General features: G+C 65.2%; 21 protein-coding genes and 3 pseudogenes. 8 read left to right on the forward strand and 16 right to left on the reverse strand.

Annotated elements, in window-relative coordinates; genetic code table 11:
* Positions 1-12 precede the first annotated feature (12 nt).
* The 3 genes from AB4Y43_RS34085 to AB4Y43_RS34095 are packed head-to-tail and all read left to right on the forward strand — an operon-like array spanning position 13 to position 1731.
* Entirely contained in the window at positions 13-606 is a 594-nt protein-coding gene (locus AB4Y43_RS34085; RefSeq protein ID WP_069266847.1) for a MotA/TolQ/ExbB proton channel family protein, read from the forward strand.
* Positions 603-1001, forward strand: coding sequence for a biopolymer transporter ExbD (locus AB4Y43_RS34090; protein ID WP_069266848.1), 399 nt, complete (start codon positions 603-605; stop codon positions 999-1001). The genes AB4Y43_RS34085 and AB4Y43_RS34090 overlap by 4 nt, the downstream gene beginning before the upstream one ends.
* Positions 994-1731 carry a TonB family protein gene (locus AB4Y43_RS34095; RefSeq protein ID WP_368729800.1) on the forward strand — a complete coding sequence of 246 codons (738 nt, stop codon included), beginning with the start codon at positions 994-996 and terminating at the stop codon, positions 1729-1731. Before AB4Y43_RS34090 ends, AB4Y43_RS34095 begins: the two co-directional genes overlap by 8 nt.
* On the opposite strand, the gene AB4Y43_RS34100 is transcribed toward AB4Y43_RS34095, so the two are convergent.
* Positions 1724-2011: a hypothetical protein gene (locus AB4Y43_RS34100; RefSeq protein ID WP_342950140.1), complete on the reverse strand. Its 288-nt coding sequence runs from the start codon at positions 2009-2011 to the stop codon at positions 1724-1726. The two genes, AB4Y43_RS34095 and AB4Y43_RS34100, sit on opposite strands and share 8 nt — an antisense overlap.
* On the opposite strand from AB4Y43_RS34100, the gene AB4Y43_RS34105 reads away from it, so the two are divergent.
* Positions 1983-2876: a LysR family transcriptional regulator gene (locus tag AB4Y43_RS34105; RefSeq protein ID WP_069266851.1), complete on the forward strand. Its 894-nt coding sequence runs from the start codon at positions 1983-1985 to the stop codon at positions 2874-2876. The two genes, AB4Y43_RS34100 and AB4Y43_RS34105, sit on opposite strands and share 29 nt — an antisense overlap.
* A gap of 26 nt (positions 2877-2902) precedes the next feature.
* Here the strand turns inward: AB4Y43_RS34105 and AB4Y43_RS34110 are convergent, their stop codons facing one another.
* The 10 genes from AB4Y43_RS34110 to AB4Y43_RS34155 form a co-directional block, all read right to left on the reverse strand.
* Positions 2903-3910 (reverse strand): aldo/keto reductase, encoded by a 1008-nt coding sequence (locus tag AB4Y43_RS34110; RefSeq protein WP_368619502.1) that lies wholly within the window; start codon positions 3908-3910, stop codon positions 2903-2905.
* Between the two features lie 121 nt (positions 3911-4031).
* Positions 4032-4733, reverse strand: coding sequence for an ABC transporter ATP-binding protein (locus AB4Y43_RS34115; protein ID WP_368602050.1), 702 nt, complete (start codon positions 4731-4733; stop codon positions 4032-4034).
* Positions 4726-5466, reverse strand: coding sequence for an ABC transporter ATP-binding protein (locus tag AB4Y43_RS34120; protein ID WP_368729801.1), 741 nt, complete (start codon positions 5464-5466; stop codon positions 4726-4728). Before AB4Y43_RS34120 ends, AB4Y43_RS34115 begins: the two co-directional genes overlap by 8 nt.
* Positions 5453-6442, reverse strand: coding sequence for a branched-chain amino acid ABC transporter permease (locus tag AB4Y43_RS34125; protein ID WP_342950102.1), 990 nt, complete (start codon positions 6440-6442; stop codon positions 5453-5455). The genes AB4Y43_RS34120 and AB4Y43_RS34125 overlap by 14 nt, the downstream gene beginning before the upstream one ends.
* A gap of 5 nt (positions 6443-6447) precedes the next feature.
* A complete protein-coding gene (locus AB4Y43_RS34130) occupies positions 6448-7320 on the reverse strand; it encodes a branched-chain amino acid ABC transporter permease (protein WP_368602047.1) in 873 nt (290 codons plus the stop codon).
* A 28-nt stretch (positions 7321-7348) separates the two neighbouring features.
* Positions 7349-8560: an ABC transporter substrate-binding protein gene (locus AB4Y43_RS34135; RefSeq protein ID WP_368602046.1), complete on the reverse strand. Its 1212-nt coding sequence runs from the start codon at positions 8558-8560 to the stop codon at positions 7349-7351.
* 85 nt (positions 8561-8645) lie between these two features.
* A complete protein-coding gene (locus AB4Y43_RS34140; RefSeq protein ID WP_342950104.1) occupies positions 8646-9875 on the reverse strand; it encodes an ABC transporter substrate-binding protein in 1230 nt (409 codons plus the stop codon).
* A gap of 311 nt (positions 9876-10186) precedes the next feature.
* Positions 10187-11620 (reverse strand): DNA-binding protein, encoded by a 1434-nt coding sequence (locus AB4Y43_RS34145; protein WP_368729802.1) that lies wholly within the window; start codon positions 11618-11620, stop codon positions 10187-10189.
* Positions 11621-11818: 198 nt separating this feature from the next.
* Positions 11819-12775, reverse strand: coding sequence for a chemotaxis protein CheV (locus AB4Y43_RS34150; protein ID WP_368729803.1), 957 nt, complete (start codon positions 12773-12775; stop codon positions 11819-11821).
* A 91-nt stretch (positions 12776-12866) separates the two neighbouring features.
* Positions 12867-13046: a hypothetical protein gene (locus AB4Y43_RS34155; protein WP_368729804.1), complete on the reverse strand. Its 180-nt coding sequence runs from the start codon at positions 13044-13046 to the stop codon at positions 12867-12869.
* 436 nt (positions 13047-13482) lie between these two features.
* On the opposite strand from AB4Y43_RS34155, the pseudogene AB4Y43_RS34160 reads away from it, so the two are divergent.
* Positions 13483-13740 (forward strand): annotated as a pseudogene (locus AB4Y43_RS34160) (acyl-CoA dehydrogenase); the annotation flags it as partial.
* Between the two features lie 2 nt (positions 13741-13742).
* Positions 13743-14009 (forward strand): annotated as a pseudogene (locus tag AB4Y43_RS34165) (hypothetical protein); the annotation flags it as partial.
* Positions 14010-14027: 18 nt separating this feature from the next.
* Here the strand turns inward: AB4Y43_RS34165 and AB4Y43_RS34170 are convergent.
* From AB4Y43_RS34170 to AB4Y43_RS34180, 3 genes and pseudogenes are all read right to left on the reverse strand, one after another.
* A pseudogene (locus AB4Y43_RS34170) lies at positions 14028-14201 on the reverse strand (M20/M25/M40 family metallo-hydrolase); the annotation flags it as partial.
* A gap of 75 nt (positions 14202-14276) precedes the next feature.
* Complete coding sequence (locus tag AB4Y43_RS34175) at positions 14277-15452, reverse strand: M20 aminoacylase family protein (protein WP_368729805.1); 1176 nt, start codon at positions 15450-15452, stop codon at positions 14277-14279.
* A 21-nt stretch (positions 15453-15473) separates the two neighbouring features.
* Positions 15474-16688, reverse strand: a complete 1215-nt coding sequence (locus AB4Y43_RS34180) for a diaminopropionate ammonia-lyase (protein ID WP_368729806.1) — start codon at positions 16686-16688, stop codon at positions 15474-15476.
* 115 nt (positions 16689-16803) lie between these two features.
* On the opposite strand from AB4Y43_RS34180, the gene AB4Y43_RS34185 reads away from it, so the two are divergent.
* Positions 16804-17283 carry an Lrp/AsnC family transcriptional regulator gene (locus AB4Y43_RS34185; protein ID WP_028208368.1) on the forward strand — a complete coding sequence of 160 codons (480 nt, stop codon included), beginning with the start codon at positions 16804-16806 and terminating at the stop codon, positions 17281-17283.
* Between the two features lie 59 nt (positions 17284-17342).
* Entirely contained in the window at positions 17343-18104 is a 762-nt protein-coding gene (locus tag AB4Y43_RS34190; RefSeq protein ID WP_368729807.1) for an aldolase, read from the forward strand.
* 12 nt (positions 18105-18116) lie between these two features.
* Here the strand turns inward: AB4Y43_RS34190 and AB4Y43_RS34195 are convergent, their stop codons facing one another.
* Positions 18117-18881 (reverse strand): crotonase/enoyl-CoA hydratase family protein, encoded by a 765-nt coding sequence (locus AB4Y43_RS34195; RefSeq protein WP_368729808.1) that lies wholly within the window; start codon positions 18879-18881, stop codon positions 18117-18119.
* Positions 18882-18909: 28 nt separating this feature from the next.
* A partial coding sequence (locus AB4Y43_RS34200; RefSeq protein WP_368729809.1) for an SDR family NAD(P)-dependent oxidoreductase occupies positions 18910-19364 on the reverse strand: 455 nt, incomplete at its 5' end.

Genomic DNA, 19364 nt, shown 5'->3' on the forward strand with positions numbered 1-19364 from the left:
AGGAGTCCAATCATGAACGAATGGAACGGTATTGCCGAAGCGTTGCGGCTCGGCGGCTGGGTCATTTACCCGTTGAGCCTGCTGGCGATCTTCGCACTCGCCATCACGTTCGACCGGATGTACGTCTGGTGGCGCTACGCCCGAATGCCGCGTGATGGCGCCGTACGCGCACTGCCGGACGAACATGTGCTGCGACGCGTGGACATGCTGTTCGATGACAGCAGCATGCCCATCTGGCGCATCGAGGGGCAGGTCGAAACGGCCGCTTCGCAGATCGAGCGCGAGATGGGCCGCGGTCTGTGGCTGCTCGAAACGATCGTGACCGCTGCGCCGCTGCTGGGATTGCTTGGCACGATCGTCGGCATGATGCATTCGTTCCGACTGATCGGCGGCGATGGCCTCGTCAGCCCTTCGGGCGTGTCGGGGGGTGTGGCCCAGGCCCTGGTTGCCACCGCCATCGGTCTCGTGATCGCACTGATCGCACTCTTTGCGTTCAACTATTTTTCGCGTCGCGTCGACCGGCTCATGGATGACGTCGAGACCTTCGCGAACGGCCGCATCGGCGACCTGCGCCTCGCGCGCGAACGCTCCGGTGCGGCGTCATGAAGCTCAGACGTGCACGCACGTCGAGACGTGGCCGCATCGAGATCATCCCGATGATTGATGTGATGTTCTTTCTGCTCGCCACGTTCATGCTGACGACACTGGCGATGCAGCGGCTCGACGCGGTCCATATCGATCTGCCCCGAGGAGAGGCACAGCCGATGCAGATGGACCGGCCGCTCACCATCTCCGTGAATCGCGCCAACCACATCTTCGTGAACCAGCAGCCCGTTCGCCTCGATGAAGTGCGCGCGGTGGTGGCGAACCTGCTCCGAAAGGACGGGCGTATTGTCGTAGCCGCAGACGACGGCGCTTCGCATGGCGTGGTCGTGGAAGCAATACTCGAAGCGCGCAAGGCGGGCGCCGAACATTTTCTCGTTGCCGTGCATCGTGAATAGCGAATCGCTGTCACGCCGCAACCACAATGTGCGTCGCTTTATCGTTGCCGCGTCGGTGGCAGCGATAGCGTGGTGGTTCTTCCTTGCGCATCTGCGCTGGCTCATGGGCTCCGGGCGACCCGCGGCGCCCCCGCAGGCGATCGAGCTGCAGGTCGTGGAACTACCGCGCGCGCAACGCGCAAGCGAAACGCCACACGACAACGTCCGGCTCGCTGCGCCTGCCGCCCCTCACAGCGCGCCCCGCGTGCAACGGCAGCAGCTGCAGGTGGCGCGCAGCAGCGCGTCGCACCATGCCCCTCGCGAGCTTACGCCGCCCCGCCCGGCACCCGACGCTGCTCGAGGCGCGACAGCCACACAGCAAGACGCATCCGCAACGCCCGCGTCAAAAACTGCATCTGCCCCGGGCGCTGACACGCCGCAGTCCGGCCCCCCATCGAACGCCGACGGTTCAACCGGGCCCGTCAGCCAGCAGGCCCGGCTGCTCTCGCAACCCATGCCGGAAGTCCCCGACGATCTTCGAGAGCAGGCATTTCAGGCCGTCGCCGTTGTACGCTTCGCCGTCCATGCGGACGGTACGTTCGATATCGAACTGGTGAAGCCCACGCAAAGTCCGCGGCTGAACCAGATTCTGCTTGTCACGCTGCGGCAGTGGCGCTTCTTCCCGGCAATTGAGAACGGTCGGCCCGTCGAGAGCCATCAGGACGTTCGCGTCCACTTCAATGTCAATTGACACACTGAACGATGAGCCAGGCGTGCACGCGCGGCCGCTCCTTATCATTGGGGCGGCCGCGCGTGGCCGTCACGTCGTCGGTGAGGTTGAGCGTGAGGAACGTCTCGGGCAGCCCGACCATCGTCATCAAAGCGGCGTAGGGCAGGACGATCCTGAGCGTCGTGAGGTCGAACGGCAGGAGGCGAGACGCACGCCTGCCGTTCGCGTGTTTGATACGATTCGCTTCACCCGCCCCCACAGCGAACCCCATCATGGCGCGCGAAAACTTCAGCGATCTCATTGCGTTTCTCGCCGTCGCGCGCGAGCGCAGCTTTACGCGTGCGGCCGCGCAGCTCGGCGTCTCACAGTCGGCGCTGAGCCACACCATCCGCAGCCTCGAAACGCGTCTCGGCCTGCGTCTGCTCACGCGCACCACGCGTAGCGTCGCCACCACGGAAGCCGGCGAGCGGCTCTTTCAGGCGCTCTCGCCGCGCTTCGAGCAGATCGACGCCGAGCTTGCCGCGCTCACCGAACTGCGCGACAAGCCCGCGGGCACCATCCGCATCACCGCGATCGATCATCCCATCGACACCGTGATCTGGCCGAAGCTGCGCCCGCTCCTCGCAGACTACCCCGACATCAAGGTCGAGATCACTGTGGACTACGGCCTGCGCGACATCGTCGCCGATCGTTACGACATCGGCGTGCGCCTGGGCGATCAGGTCGAGAAGGACATGATCGCGGTGCGCATCGGGCCGGACGTCAAGATGGCAATCGTCGGTTCTCCCGATTATTTCGCGGCGCACAAGGCGCCGCGCGCGCCGCAGGATCTGCTCAAGCACAATTGCATTACGCTGCGGCTCACGTCGTCGGGCGGCCTGTACGCGTGGGAACTCAAGAAGGACGAGCATGCGCTGCAAGTGCGCGTGGACGGCCAGCTCACGTTCAACGCCATGCCGCAAATGCTCAACGCGGCGCTGGACGGTCGCGGCCTCGCGTTCGTTCCCGAGAACGCCGCGTTGTCGTTCATCCGCGCAGGCCGCCTGAAAAGCGTGCTCAAGGACTGGTGCCCGGTATTTCCGGGCTATCACGCGTTTTATCCAAGCCGGCGACAGTCGTCGCGCGCGCTCGCGCTAGTGATCGACGCGCTGCGCTATCGCGCTTAGCGTAGCGCAGCGCCTGCCGGTGCGGATTACGTACGCGTCTTGCGCCCTTCGACCGGATAGCCCGGGTCCGTATATCCCGGCGTAGAGGCATGCCCCGGCGCCACGAGGCTGTCGACGAACGTTTCGTCGTCGGGGCCGAGCTGAAGGTTCAGCGCGTCGATATAGCTGTCCCAATGCGCTTCGGTGCGCGGGCCCGCGATCGTCGAACTGACGTGACGATTCTTGAGCACCCATGCGAGCGCGAACGCAACAGGCGTCGTGCCGCGCTCTACGGCGTAATTCGCGATCTCGGTCGCAATCCGCAACGACTCGGCGCGCCACTCCGTCTGGTGGATGCGCCGGTCGCCGCGGCCCGCTCGGCTGTCGCCGGGCGGTGGCGCATCGACGGCGTATTTGCCGGTCAGCACGCCACGCGCGAGCGGACTGTAGGGCACTACGCCCAGCCCGTAATGCGCGGCCGCGGGCAACTGCTCGACCTCGGCCGTACGATCGACGATGTTATAGAGCGGCTCGCTCGCCACGGGCCGGTCCATGCCCATCTGGTCCGCGAGGCGCACGATCTCGGCGATGCGCCAGCCACGGAAATTCGACACGCCGAAATAGCGCACCTTGCCCTGGCGGATCAGATCGCCGACGGCGCGCACGGCTTCGTCGAGTGGCACGTCGGGCAGAGCGCGGTGAAAGTAGAGGATGTCGATATAGTCGGTTCCGAGGCGCTTCAGGCTCGCCTCCACCGACTGGTAGATCCACTTGCGCGACTGCCCCTGCTCATTCGGCCCCTGTGCGAACGGGAAACCGAATTTTGTCGCCACGACCCAGTTGTCGCGCTGCGCCGCGATGGCGCGGCCCACGATTTCTTCCGAGCGGCCTCCGTGATAGACGTCCGCCGTATCGATGAAGTTGATTCCCTGTTCGAAGGCCTTGTCGATGATGCGTTTCGACGCGGCTTCGTCGGTCTCGCCGCCAAACATCATCGCGCCGAGGCACAGCGGCGAAACTTTGAGTGCACTGCGGCCCAGATTGCTATAGTCCATATCCTCTCACTTCGAGCTCGTTGCCAAAGTGGAGATTTAAATACGGAGTGGCTTTTCGATAAAGGCCTGGATCGCGCATGCTTTCATGAATGCGATTCATGAAACGCTATTGACAAAAAAGCTACCGCGCAAAATACATATCGTGAAGCACCTCCACGTTCACCTCCCTGGCACGCGCAGCAAACGTAACCTTCCCGCCCTGCATGAGATAAACCTGATCCGCAAGCCGCAGCGCCATATTGGTATTCTGCTCCACCAGCACGATAGTACGCCCCGCCCCCTTAAGCCGCTCCAGGATCGCAAAAACTTCCTGCACCATCACAGGCGCAAGCCCAAGCGAAGGCTCATCGATCAGCATCAGTTGCGGCGAAGACATGAGCCCGCGCCCCAGCGCCAGCATCTGCGCCTGCCCGCCTGATAGCGTGCCCGCAGGCAGCGCGCGCCGCTCCTTGAGCAGCGGAAACAGCGCATAGACTTCCTCGAGCTGCGTTTTCGCCCCTGCGCGCCGCGTTTTCGCAAACGCGCCCAGCATCAGATTCTCCTCGATCGACATGTCGCGGAAAATCATGCGCCCCTCGGGCACCATCGCGACACCGCGCTGCGCCATGTCCCATGTAGGCACGCCCGCGAGCGACGCGCCGTCGAAGGTGATCTGGCCGCGCTCCAGCGGCACGAGCCCCATGATCGCCCGTAGCAGCGTGGTCTTGCCCGCCCCGTTCGGGCCCACGATCGTCGTGACCTCGCCGCTCGCGATATTGAGCGTAACGTCCCACAACACATTGATCGCGCCATAGCCGGCGCGGGCGCTGCTGACCTCAAGCATGGGCGGCCTCCCCCGTATAGCTGCGCACGACCTCGGGATCGCGGAACACTTCGGCGGGCGGCCCATCGGCGATCAGCTTGCCGAAGTTGAGCACGCACACGCGCCGGCACAGGCTCATCACGGTTTCTATATCGTGCTCGATGATGAGGATGCCTACGTTGTATCGCTCATGCGCCGCCAGCAGCGTTTGCATGAAGCGGCGCTTGGTGGCCGTCTCGAGACCGCCCAGCACTTCGTCGAGCAACAGCAGCTTCGGCCCCGTCGCGAGCGCCTTCGCGACCTCCAGCGCCTTCAGTTCGGTGAGCGCAAGTTCCGTGGCCGCGTCGCGCTGCGCCTTGCCTTCGAGTCCCAGGAACGCGAGGATCTCGTCGATGCGCGCCTCGTCCACTCGCCCCGTGCCGAAGCGTTGCGCGACGATCAGGTTCTCGCGCACCGTCAGTTCGTGCATGGGCTGCGGCACCTGGAACGTGCGGCCGATGCCCAGGCGCGCGCGTCGATAGAGCGGCGCTTTCAACAAATCCACATCGCCGAAACGGATCGAGCCGCTCGTGGGCCGAACGAGCCCCGAAATCGCGTTGAAAAGCGTCGTCTTACCCGCGCCGTTCGGGCCGACCAGCCCCACCACATCGCGCGTGCCGAGCGAGAGCTTTACACCGTTGACCGCCGTGATGCCGCCAAAGCGGATCGACACATCCTGCAGGCGCAGTTCCGCCGCCTGTTCAGCTTGCTGCATAGACACCTCGCCGGGTACGTTTGAAGCGCAGCGCGGTCAGACCCGCGGGGCTCACGATGATCATCGCCACGAGCAGCATGCCCAGCACGATCTGGTGCCCCGTCGGCAGCAGGCTCTTGAGCACGAGCTGGTCGACCAGATAGACCGTCACCGCGCCCACGAGCGGTCCGAGGATGGTGCGATAGCCGCCGCAGATCGCGGCGATGATCGGCACGACGGCCCAGCTCGCGTTGAACGCGTAGTCGGGTTCGAGAAAGTTGATGTAGTGCGCGTTGAATGCGCCGACGAGCCCTGTCATCAGCGCGGAAAGCATCAGCATGGCGAGCTTGAGCATCACGCTGTTCACGCCCACCACGCGCGTGGCGTCCTCCGACTCGTGCATCGCCCGCAGCGCGAGTCCCACATGGCTGCCGCGCAGCCGCGCATAGATCGCGGCGAACACCAGTACGAGCGTGAGCACGACGAGGTAGCCGCCGCTCTTGCTGCCGAAGTCGAAGCCCGCGACCTTCGGCAGCCCCGGGATGCTCGAAAGGCCGCTCGCGCCGCCCGTGAGATCGGACCATTCGGTCGCGATGATGCGGAAGATCTGCGCATAGGCGAGGATGGCAAGCGCGAAGTACGGCCCCTTCAGACGCAGCGCGGGCGCCATCGCAAGCGAGGCAACTGCCGCCCCCACGCCGCCCGCGAGCATCGCGGGAAACACGGGCCAGCCGGCCTTGAGCGTGAGGAGCGCGGAAATATACGAGCCCACGCCAAAAAATGCCGCGTGGCCAAAGCTCACCATGCCGCCGAGGTTGCCGAGCAGCGCCCACGCGAGCGCCACGCCCGCGATCGTGAGCGAGGCCACCGCCAGGCTCATCAGATACAGGTTTTGCCCGAACACGAGCGGCACGCCCGCATACAGCACGGCCAGCGCCACCGCGAGCCCGGCCAGGCGCGGGCCGGACCAGGCCGGTGTGATTTTCAAAGTCGACATCGATCTCATCCCCTTCGTTTCGCCACACCGAACAAGCCGTTCGGCAGCACGTAGAGCACGAGCAGAAACAGCAGCATGCCCGCGAGTTCCTGCAACGCCGAACTGGCGAGCGTGACGGTGAGCGCCTCGGTAATGCCGAGCAGCATCGCGCCCGCCAGCACGCCCGGAATCGAGCCCACGCCCGCGAGCACCGTGATGATGAACGCCTTGACGGTCAGCGCTTCGCCGATGGATGGCTGGATCGCGCTCGACGCGTAGATCGACACGCCCGCGCACGAAGCGAGCAGCCCCGCTACGACGAACGAGATCAGTTCGGTCTTGCGCGGGTCGATGCCCATCAGGCGCGCCGCATCGCGGTTGCTGGAAATCGCGCGCACGGCGCGCCCATACCACGAACGCGAGAGCCACCACCAGAGCGAGAGCATCAGCACGACGCTGATACCGAACGAGAGCACTTCGCTGCGCATGGAAAGCAGGTTGCCGAGCATCACGCTGTCCTGCAGCCATGCGCTGCCGGTCGAGCGCACGTCGGCGCCCCAGCCCAGCAGCACGGCATTGGTCAACACGATGCCGATTCCGTAGGTCAGAATCAGCGAGTTCAGCTCGCGGTCGCGCTTGATGCGGCTAACCAGATACCACGCAGCGGCCGCCGCGGCGCAAACCACCGGAATCGCCACCGGAATTGCGAACACGGGGTTCAGGCCCAGCTTCGTCTCGAACGTATAGGCGATATAGGCGGCAAGCAGCACCAGTTCGCCGTGGGCGAGATTGATGATGCGCATCGAGCCGAATACCAGCGCGAGCCCCAGCGCGACGAGCGCGTAGGCGCCGCCCACCAGCACGCCCGAATACAGCGATTGCAGCAACAGGTCCGTCATCGCGGCTCCTCCTTCGTTGCGCGCGCAATTACCACGGCAGCGCGGGGTAGTTCAGCTTGCCCGTGGCGCGCTCCTTCGGCCACACGAGCACGATGCGATTGCCCTGGATCTGCGCCATGTTGTTCAGGAACACGGGGTTGTCGCCGTTCGGCGCGAAGCTCACCTTTCCGATCAGCGTGTCGTGCGGCTTCGCGCGCAGTTCGGCGGCAATGCCGTCCTGCTTGAGCGTGCCCGCGTCGGCAGCGCGCGCCATGGCCTCGAACAGCAGCCGCGACTGCACGTAGGCGAATTCGGCCAGATAGTCGGGCTCCTTGTGATATGCAGCCTGATATGCCTGCACGAAGGCCTTGCCGTCGGCCGTGCCGAAGTCCGCGGGATATGGCAGCATCGCGCAGCCGATCACGTTGTTCACGAGATCGGGATAGTCGGTGGTCATTTTCGGCGTCACGATGGACCACGCGCCCATCACGGCCTTTAGTTGCGGGCGCAGCACCTTGGCCGCGCGCAGAATGCCGATATAGTCGTTCTCGTAAGCGATCATCAGCAGAACTTCGGGTTTGTCCTGCAAGCGCACCTTGTTCACGAGCGGCTTGAAGTCCGTCATCGCCGGGTCGAACGCATGCACCGTCACCGCCACGCCCTGCGCGCGCAGTTGCGTCGAGACTTCGTTGCTGAGGTCGGTGGTGGCCTGCTTCGTCGAGGCGAGAATCGAAACCGACTTCACGCCCATGGCGTTCAACTGCCCCACCACGGCCTTCGAATAGCCCGATGCGGGGCCGATGCGGAAAAAGTGCTTGAGGCCGCGCGAGGTCATCGCGCTGTCCACGGCCCCCGAGGTGATATAGACGATGCCCGCCTTGTCGGCCGCTTCGGAAGCCGGGCTCACCGAATTGGAGCCGTAGCCGCCGGTAATGGCGAGCACGCCTTGCGACGCGAGCTTCTCCACCGCCGATACGGCCTTGGCGGGCTGCGCCTCGTCATCGACCACGGTGAGCGCGACCTTGTGTTTGCCGCTACCGTTGTTGAAGAGATCGGCGGCGAGCCGGATGCCCTCGAGCTGCGCGTTGCCTGCACGCGCCATCGAACCGGTAAGCGGCAACTCCACCCCCACGGGCAGGGTGTCGGCAAATGCGGCGGGCGTGTGGGCGAGCAGCGCGCAGGCGCTTGCGGCGCCCGCGCCGATGCGAAAGAGTGCGCGCACGAGGGCGCGCGGCTTGCTGCGAGTCGCGAAGCGGTCCATCGAACCTCCAAACCTGAGTCTCGGTAATAGGAAGCGGCACCGTTCAATTGCAGTGCTCGCCCTGTTTCGTTTTTCTATGTTTTCGTTACCACGGCACGCCGGGATACACCGGCTTCGCCGTCGCGTAGGTCGCGGGCCAGACGAGCGAGAGCTTGCCGTCGTGCGCGAACTGGCCCATATGCGCCACGTAGTTCGTGTTGTCGCCGCGTGCGTCGAACGCCACCTTGCCGAGGAACGTGTCGTCGCGCTGGGTCGCGCGCAGCGTGTCGGCGAGACCGCCCTTGTCGAGCGTGCCCGCTTTCTGCGCGTTCGCGATCGCGTCGAACAACAGTTGCGCGTAGACGAACGACGTCTGCGACTGATAGTTCGAGGTGGTCTTGAAGAGCCGCTGGTACGTGTCGGAGAAGTCGCGCTGGTCCGCCGAGCGGTAGTCGGCCGGCGAAGAGAGCACGGTCGCGCCATACACGTTCGGCACGAGGTCTGGGAACGACTGCGCCATCTTCGGGCTCGCGAACGCCCATGGCGCCGCGATCGCCTTCAGGTCGGGCTTGAGCACGCGCGAGGCGCGCAGAATGCCCACGTAGTCGTTCTCGTAGCCGAGCATCGCCATGGCGTCGGGCTTGTCCTGCAGCTTGACCTTGTTGACGAGTGGCTTGAAGTCGCCGATCGAGGGATCGTAGGCATGCAGGAAGGTCTTCATGCCTTGCGCCTTGAGCGCCGTGTCGAGCTGCTTCGCGAGGTCGCTCGTCGCGTCCTTCGTCGAGTAGACGATCGCCACCGACTTCACGCCCAGCGTGTTGAAGAGGCCCACCATGCCCTTCGTGTAGCCAGGCGTGTTGCTCACGCGAAAGAAGTTCTTCAGGCCGCGCGTGACCATGTCATCGCTCGTGCCGCCCGACGTCACGTAGACGAGCCCGGCCTTGTTCGCAGCTTCCGACGCCGGGCCGGCGCAGTTCGAATTGGCTGCGCCCGCGATCGCGACCACGTGCTGCGAGGCGAGTTGCTCGACAGCAGCGACGGCCTTGGCCGGGTTCGATTCGTCGTCGACGGCCACCAGCGTGAACTTGTCCTGCGGATGGCGCCGGTTGTAGATGTCGGCCGCCACCTGAATGCCGCGGTACATTTCGGTGCCCGCCTGCGCGAGCGCGCCGGTGAGCGGCAGTTCGACGCCCACGCGCCATTCCGTGGCGTGCGCGAACGACGGCGCGAGTGCGATGGCGAGCGCCGCCGCCAGCGCGCCGCGCAGGTTCGTCTGTGCGGGCCGTTCGCGTCCCGGTTTGCCGATGCTCCCGTGCTGCGTCTTGGGTCGCGTCATGTCTCCTCCTTTGCCCTTCGGGGCTTTTGTCTGCTTTGGAGTCTGCTGCGCGGCGGCCGCCTGATTCGTTTGTGCGCGCCACTGGACAGGTGCCAGTGTGGTTCAGGCGCGCGAGGCCAACAATTCGTTTTCGGGAAAGCGGGCGTTCGGCTGGCTGGAAGTCGGCATTTGCCCCGATGCCTGCGTGCGTGCAGTCAGCGGATCCATCGAGGCGGCGCAAAAAAAACCGCTGCACTCAGGCAGCGGTCATTGGGAACCAGGTCGGCGCACGCACTCGCGATGCGCCGTCAAACGGACGGTCTACGGTGCGCTCAGGCCGGCGCGTTTTCGGTGCTCAGCTTCGACACCATGCCGGTCTTGGCGTCGTAGGCATAGCCCTGCTGCTCGAGATGGGCGCTGACCGCTTCGACGACCACTTGCTGCTGGGACTCCTTGCGCAGCAGTTCATGCTCCGGCGCGACCTGGCCCAGCTCGGTGGCAAGGCGACGGCTCAACGAGGCTTCGCCGGCGCTGCGGGCAAGACCCACGATCGCCTTTTCGTTGGCCTGGGCCAGTTGCTGCTTCAGTCCGTTCGCGTACTCGGACCAGCGCTTGATGTTCTCGCGCGCATCGGCAATCGCGGCGGCGTGCCTGGCCGTCTCGCTGGCAAGCTGGGCCTTCAGCGCTTCGACTTCTTCCGGATCGGCGGCCGCGGGCTGTGCCTCGGCTGCGCCCTCGGCGGCTTCGCTCGATTCCGCGGCCTTGGCGAATTCGCCCATCTCGGCGAGTTCGATCGCCTGCTGCTGCGCGGCGTCGGCGCGCTCCTGCGCCTCGGTCAGGCTCGCCGTGAGACGCGCGATTTCGGAGGCGTCGGCCGTGCGCTCGTCGCTCAGGCTGGCGAGCTGCTGCTGGGCATTCTGCAGTTCGGTGGCGGCGGCATCGCGCTCGGCCTGGGCACCGGCGACCTGTTCGCGCTGGGCCGCGTGCGCTTCCTGCTCGGCTTGCAGCGCCGCGCGAATCGCTTCCAGTTCGCCCTCGAGCTTCGCCACAGCTTCCGTGTGAGCCGCTTCCAGCGCTGCGCGCTCCGCTTCGTCATTCCCGGTCGAGGCTGCCGGCTCGGCCTGGCCGTTTTCCTCCGCGGCTGCCTCAGCGGCTTCGGCTTGGGCGGCCTGGGCCGCGTGCGCTTCGCGCTCAGCGGCCAATTCGGCGACCGCGCGCTCCAGTTCCGCCTCGAGGGCCGAAACGCGCCCGGCCAGTTCCTCGGCGCGCTTCTCGGCTGCGTCGGCGCGCCCAATCGCGCTCGCGATGTCTTCCTCGAGAGCCGGGCCGGCATTGGGCCTGGTCTCGTAGGCGCGCGTCATGTTATCCAGTTGGACTTGCAGGGCGTCGAGTTCCTGGACCGTGCTCTGCAGCTCTTCGAGCGCATTGTCGCGCTCGTTGCACGCGTCCTCGACGCGCTCGCGCATCGACAGCAGGCGGCGCGCCACGGCGCGCTCGGCTTCGTCCTGCGCCGACGTCCACAGACGGTCGAGCGCGTCGCGCATCGTGTCCGTCACGGTTTCCGGCAGCCCGGGGCGCTCCACGACCTGCTGCACGCGCGGCGCACGCTCTTCGCGCCACTTGCGCAGCGAGGCAGCCACTGCGACCACCGAACCGGTATGAACTTCGGACCAGATGGCCATGGGAGAAACCTTCTGACCCTCGTCGGCCATCCGCTCCGCGATTTCAGCAACCAGTTCGTCCGTGATCGTAATGCTGCTTGACATATCTGCCTCGAGAAAGTGCGAGCCCACCCCGCGTTTCTAGAGATTGTCAGGCAACCACCTCCCGGTTAATCGCTCGAAAAGCCGGGTTTAAGGGGAGGTGTTCACAGGATTGCGCAGCCGGGCGTGGTCCGCGTCACGCCGCTGCCGTAGCCCAAAGTCAGCTCCTCCACGCTGGCCACCGGGGTTTTGCGGCTCGCGTCAGGCGGCCAGCGCCCTGCGAATCGCCGCCGAAAGCTCCGCAGGTGCGAACTTGGAGACGTAGCCGTTCGCGCCCGCGTTGCGCGCGTGCGCCTCGTTGGCGCTGCCTGAAAGCGACGAATGAATGAGCACCGGAAGGTGCTTCAAGCGCTGGTCGGCCTTGATCTTGCGCGTGAGCATGAAGCCATCCATCTCAGGCATTTCCAGGTCGGTGATCACGAGCGAAACCTTGTCGCGAATTGCGATGCCTTCGCTCTGCGCATCAGTCGCCATCTGCTGGAGGATCTCCCACGCGGCCTGGCCGTTGTGGGCAATCACGTGCGGCACTTCGAGCGCGGTGAGCGCCTGTCCGATCAGCGCGCGGGCGAAGCCCGAGTCGTCGGCAGCGAGGATGCGGCCGCCGGCAAGACGCACGGCTTCGCCCACGGCGTCGGCGCCCACTTCGGTATGCTGCTCGGGGAAGGCGTCGCGCATGATCTGCTCGACGTCGAGCAGTTGCGCGAGGCGCGCGTTCGCGGTGCCCGGATTGATGCGCGCCACGCCCGTCACATAGCCCGTGGTGCCGCTCGATTCCGCACTCAGCACCTCGCTCCACTCGAGCCGGACGATGTCCTCCACTTCCTCCACGGCGAACGCCTGCGTGCCGCGAGAAAACTCGGTCACGAGCAGAATGCCGGGCGGCTTTTCCGAAACGGAGCCGATCATCGAGCCGACATCGATCACCGGAATGATCTGGCCGCGAATATCCACCGCGCCGGCGAGATGCTCGGGCGAGCCTGCAATCGGCGTGAGCTCGGGCATGGTCGCGATTTCGCGAATCTTGAAGACGTTGATGCCGTAAAGGCCGCGGACCGTCCCCTTGCGCGCCGAACCCAGGCGAAAGAGGAGCAGTTCGAGCCGGTTATTGCTCGTCAGAGTGGTACGCTCGTCCACGCCATGCTGCTGTACTGATTTCAATTTGCACTCCGTAATGATCTGTCGCGAATAGGCTTGGGGAACCGGTCATCCGGCTTACCGTTGTGCTTGTTTCAGGGGGCTTCCGGTGGTATCAGGCGAATGCAGGAGACATGACCGGATCGTACCGCTCGCCGAGCACGCCGCAGCGCTCCACGAGTGCGGCGAGCACGTCGCCGGCGAGCGGCAAGCCCTGCCAGAACGCGCGGGCGCTGGCGCCATGGGCCAAATGCAGCAACGAGAGCGAACCGGTGAGCACGGCACGCAACGCCAAGGGCCGCTGTTCATCAGCAACTCCATCACCGCCAGCACCGCGTTGAAGGGCGGCGGCGTAGCGCGCACCGCGAACACCTCCGGCCGCGCGAAATATCCGTAATCGGCTGGCGCGCCACCCGTGCGGCGCGCGGCAACGCCTCTTCCATCAGCAATCCGCCCAATTCTTTCTCCTGTGCGGCTGCTTTCCGCGTGACATCTGAGCTTTCCCCTACTAACGGCTCGGACACGTCCCACCTTGAGTCGATTTACACGTTTACCTCGTCTTTGTTCTGATTAGCCCGCAGGTTAATTCTGGCCCTTACGGGTTACGCTCATCGATGTCGGGCCGCAGAAAGATACGCCGTGAATAGTTGTAAGCGACAGATCGAACGAAAAGGCACGGCCATTATTTCGCTATCCAGATTAACCTTTTTGGTTAGAAAAATGGCTGCCCAATCGTGCGCACCTCGGGCGCGCCCGAGGACCGGCATCGCGGGCTCTCGCAAGTGATTGTCGATCTGTCACTGCCGGGCGTGCATGTCGCGCAGATCCGGGACCTCACCGGCGATGCGCACTTCTCCGAAGTCACCTTCGACGATGTCGAATTGCCGGAGGACGCGCTGATCGGCACCGAAAGCGCTGGCTGGGAACAGGTCACCGCGGAACTGGCGTTCGAGCGCAGCGGCCCCGAGCGCATTTATTCGAGCATCGTGCGGCGGCCATTGCGAAGGCGCGTGCGAGCCGCGCCGCGCCGCTGGTGGCGAACGGCGCACATGCGCTGGTGGGCGCGTTGGGCATCACCGCCGAGTTCGATCTGCAGCTCTATACGAGACGGTTGCACGCGCAACGTCTTCAATATGGATCGGAGTCGTTCTGGGACGACGTGGTCGGCACGCACGCCATCGATCATTGGAACAATGTCGCCGCGGGAGTCATCGGCATTTACGATGCGCTCGACGAGGCCGCGGCGGTGGGGACGTAATCGCGCAACACGCGGGCCTCACGCCGTGCCACCGCGCGCGAGGACCACATCGAGCAGCACCTTCGCGCCGTCGATGAACTGATCGTCGTCCGTGTGCTCGCGCGGATTGTGGCTAATGCCCCCGCGGCTCGGCACGAAGATCATTGCGGACGGCGCGATCCGCGTGATCATCTGCGCGTCATGGCCCGCACCTGGCGTCCTGCATACGTGTTTTATCGGCGTCGCGCAGTTGCCGAAGCAGCACTTCGCCATTCAGTTTCAGCATATTCACGATTGGTTGGTTCCGACCGGCAAGGCGAGGCGCGCGATTTCCGCGAAGTAGCGGGCGCCGGTCATCAGGATGTCGTCGTTGAAATCGTAGCCGGCGTTGTGCAGCGGAATCCCGCCGCGCTCCGGCACGTCGCCGTTGCCGATGAAGATGAAATTCCCGGGCACGACCTGCAGGAACGCACCGAAATCCTCGGAGATCATCATCGGTTGCACGTTGGCGTCCACGGCGGCGTCTCCCGCCACGCTGCGCGCGGCGTTCACTGCCAGTTCGACGAACTGCTCCGAATTGACCGTTGGCGCGAACTCGTGCGTGTACTCGAAGCTGCATTCGGCGCCGTGCGTCTGGCAAATGCCGACGCTGACTTCCCGCATGCGGGTTTCTAGCAGCGCTTGCACCTCCTTCGAATAGCTGCGCGTATCGCCCTTGATGATCACGTTCGACGGAATGACATTGCGAATGCCGTCGGTGATGACTTCCGTGCAGGAGATCACGGCTTGCAGGCTCGGGTCGAGATTGCGCGACACGATGGTTTGCAGCGCGAGCACGATTTGCGCCGCGATGACGATGGGATCGGCCCCCATGTGCGGGCGCGCCGCGTGCGTGCCACGCCCCTTGATATGGATGACGAAGTTATCCTCGCTCGCCATGATGCCGCCCGCGCGCGTGGCGAACGTGCCGGCGGGCATGCCCGGCATGTTGTGCGCGCCGAAGATCGCATCGACGGGAAACCGTTCGAACAGCCCGTCCGCCATCATCGCCTTGGCGCCGCGGCCATGCTCTTCGGCCGGCTGGAAGATGAAACGCACCGTGCCGTCGAAATCGCGCCGCTCGGCGAGCAGCCGCGCCGCGCCGAGGACCATCGACATATGGCCGTCGTGTCCGCATGCATGCATTTTTCCCGCGTTCAACGAGGCATGTGCGCGGCCCGGCGCCTGCTCCGCGATATTGAGCGCGTCCATATCGGCGCGCAGGCCGATCACGCGCTTGCCGTTGCCGACCGTGAGGTTTGCCACGAGCCCCGTGCCGCCAATGCCGCGGTGCACTTCGAGACCCAGTGTCTCGAGGATGTTGGCCACGTAGTGGGCGGTATGGATCTCCTCGAAGCCGGTTTCGGGACGTTGGTGCAGATACTTTCGCCAGCTTTTGAGTTGCCCTTGCAGTGTGCTTTCCATGTGGGGGTGTCCTCTTTTTGGTTACTGCGCGACCTGACTCAGCCAGGCGTCGCGACGGGCCGCCACGGTCTCCGCGGACGCGCCGACCAGTTGCGCGTACACGCCGGGCGCCGTGGCGCCCTCGGTACTGATCAACAGGACGCGTGAGGCAGCGTCGAGCCCTGCTGCGCGCGCGAGATCGGGTTCGCGCATTAGCATCGCGAGGCCCGCAAGCCCTGCCGCGCCCGATTCGCCCGCTACGATCGGCACGTCGCCTGCCGCGCCGGTGGCGAGGCTACGCATCGCCTCCACGGCATCCTCGTCGTCGATCAGCATGAAGTTGTCGACACACGGCTCGAGTATCTGCCACGCGAGCGGCGACGTCTCCCCGCACGCAAGGCCCGCCATCACGGAATCGACCGACCCGGTGGCTTTCGCTGCGCGGCCGGCGATGGCGCTTTGATACAGGCAGTCGGCCTGGCGCGGTTCGACCACGATGAAACGCGGACGCGCCGCGCCATGATGCTCCCACAGGTAGCTGGCTACGCCGGCCGCGAGCCCGCCCACGCCGCCCTGCAGAAACACGTGCGTCCACGCATCGCCGGACTGTTCGATGACTTCCGCCGCAATGGTGCCGTAGCCTTGCATGACGTCGCGCGGGATCGCCTCGTAGCCGCCATAGGAGGTATCGGAAACGACTTGCCAGCCGTTCGTTTTCGCCAGTTGCGCCGCGTGCTCGACCGATTCGTCATAGTTGCCGACGATGCGAACGATACGCGCGCCGTACGCGGCGATCGCCGCTTCGCGCTCGACGCTGACGTTCGCATGCAGCACGATCACGCAGTTACAGCCAATCGATTGCGCTGCTGCGGCGAGCGCCTTGCCGTGGTTGCCATCGGTCGCGCTGATGACCGTGAGGTTCGTGACCATCTCGCCGTAGCGGCCTTCGATCAGCTTGCGAGGATCGATCTCCTGCAGGGGCCACAGGCGCATGACGAGGCGCATCAGCGCGATGGGTGCGCCCAGCGCCTTGAAGCTGCCAAGAGGAGAACGAAACGATTCGTCCTTGAGTCCAATGCGAGCAACGCCCAGACGCGCCGCTGCGCCGTCCAGATCCCAGAGCGGCGTGGACTCCGGGCTGATCAGCGACCAACCGGCGAGCCATGCCCGGCTCTCGTCGCCCGACTTCACGTTCAGGATGGCCCCGAGCGTTTCGGGGTAGGCATGGCGCGTGGCGCGCGAGTTGGCGAACAGCATGGGTAGGCTCCGGTGGACTTGCGATGTCGAAATGATATTGCGCAGCCCCCGCGAAAAAGTCTCATAATGCGGCCACGTCACGCAAAAAAATATCGACTTTCAGGCTCCCGCGTAAATGGCGACACATCTCGACTCCTTCGACCGCAAACTCCTGATGGAAGTCCAGCGCGACGCCCAGATTCCCCAAAACGAACTCGGCGCGCGCGTGAACCTCTCTACGGCTGCGGTGAACCGGCGTTTGCGCCGTCTCGCCGACGAAGGCGTGATCGACCATTACGCGGCGATCGTCTCACCCGAGAAGGTCGATCATCCCATCACAATCGTCGCGACCGTCGAGGTGGAGAGCGAGCAGATCGACTTGCTGGACGCCATGAAGCGCACCTTCGAGCGCTGCCCGCAGATTCAGCAGTGCTACTACGTCGCGGGCGAGTGGGATTTCGTGCTCATTTTCGCGGTGCGTAACATGGACCAGTACACGGAACTCACGCGCGAGCTATTCTTCTCGAACAACAACGTGAAGCGGTTCAAGACGCTGGTGAGCATGAGCCGCGTGAAGGTGGGGCTCGAAGTGCCGCTCGCGCTCGACGGCGAATGACGAATGCGGGCTGCGACGCAGACGCCACGCGGTCATCTGAACAACAGGAGCCACGACCCATGAGCAACGCCGTGCATCATGCTGGATCCATTGAAAGCGAAGACTTGTTCCACCACCCGGAAATCGCGACGCTGCGCGCGGACCTCGCGCTCGCGCTGCGTGCCGCCGCGCATTTCGGGTTGGGTGAGGGCGTCTGCAATCACTTCAGTGTCGCGCTTCCCGGCGAAGACGGCCTCTTTCTGCTGAACCCGCGCGGCCTGATGTGGAGCGAGGTAATGGCCGACGATATCGTCATCGTCGACGCACAGGGGGACGTGATGGCGGGCCGCCATGCCGTGGAGCCGACGGCGATGTTCATTCATGCCGCCATCCACGGCATCGCGAAGAAGGCCTGCGTGCTACATACGCACATGCCGTACGCGACCGCCCTCACGCTCACGGAGGACTGTGGGCTCGATACGACCTTGTCGCAGAACGCGATGCGCTATCACGGCCGCGTCGCCCTCGACCGCGAGTACAACGGCCTCGCGCTCGGCCCCGAAGAAGGCGAGCGCATTGCGCATGCGCTCGACGGCAAGGACATCGGCTTCCTCGGCAATCACGGCGTGGTAGTGTGCGGCGAGCGCGTCGACTACGCATTCGACGACCTCTATTACCTGGAGCGCGCCTGCGCCGCGCAGGTGCTCGCGGGCTCTACCGGGCGCGCGTTGCGGCCCGTGGCGCCCGAACTCGCGCAGCGCGTGGCCGACCAGATTCAGGGCGAGCGATTGCAGTCGGAGTTGTTCTTCGCGGCGCTGCGAAGAACCCTCACGCATGCCTGACAAAAGGCCGCCCTACCTCCCCTGCCACACTGCCTTGCGCTTCTCCGCGAACGCCGCCGCGCCCTCTCGCGCGTCGGCGGAAGCGAACACCGGGTCCGTGATCTCGCGCTGACGCGCGAACATCGCCGTACTGGGCCAGTCGCGCGACTCGCGCATCACGCGCTTGCTCGCGGCCACCGCGAGCGGGCCGTTTGCCACGATCTTCTGCGCGAGTTCGAGTGCGCCCGCCAGCGCTTCGCCCGGCGCGGTGAGACGGTTGACGAGGCCGAACTCGAAGGCCCGCTGGGCGCCGAACATGTCGCCGGTAAGCACGAGCTCCATCGCGATACGCTCCGGCACCTGCTGTTGCAGACGCAACAATCCGCCAGCCGCGGCGCATAGCCCGCGCTTCACTTCGGGCAAACCGAACTGCGCGTTGTTCGCGGCCACGACGAGATCGCTCGCCAGCACGACTTCGAAGCCGCCCGCGAGCGCATAGCCTTCGACCGCCGCAATCAGCGGCTTGCGCGGCGGCGCTTCAGTGAGCCCGGCAAAGCCGCGGCCCGTCAGGCTCGGCCGTTCGCCTTCGAGAAAGCCCTTCAGGTCCATGCCCGCGCAAAACGTGCCGCCCGCGCCGGTGATGATGGCAAGCCGCAGATCGTCGCGCTGTTCCAGTTCGTCCAGCGCGGCGGCTATCGCTTCGGCCACCGCCTTCGTGCAGGCGTTGCGTGCCTCGGGACGGTTGATCGTGAGGATCTGGATGCCGTCACAGAATTCGATCAGCAATTCGTCGCTCATGGTCGGCCTCGCTCATGGTCGGCCTCGCTCAGCGCGGCTGCATGCGAATCGCGCCGTCAAGGCGGATGGTCTCGCCGTTGAGCATCGGATTCTCGAGAATGTGCAGCGCGAGCGCGGCGAATTCGTCGGCTTCACCGAGTCGCGGCGGGAACGGCACCATGCGACCGAGCGATTCGCGAATTTCTTCGGGCAGGCGCGCGAGCAGCGGCGTGTCGAAGAGACCAGGTGCGATCGTGCACACACGGATACCCTTGCTTGCCAGGTCGCGCGCGGCCACGAGCGTCATGCCCACCACGCCCGCCTTCGACGACGCATACGGCACCTGCCCGATCTGCCCTTCGTACGCCGCCACCGAAGCCGTGAGCACGCAAGCGCCGCGCTCGCCTCCGGCATCGGGCTCGTTGCGCGCCATCGCCGCCGCCGCGAGGCGCAGCGCATTGAAAGTGCCGAAGAGATTCACGCGCACCACGTTCTCATAGGCTT

The organism is Paraburkholderia sp. BR10872, from assembly GCF_040965835.1.
Classification (GTDB): domain Bacteria; phylum Pseudomonadota; class Gammaproteobacteria; order Burkholderiales; family Burkholderiaceae; genus Paraburkholderia; species Paraburkholderia nodosa_A.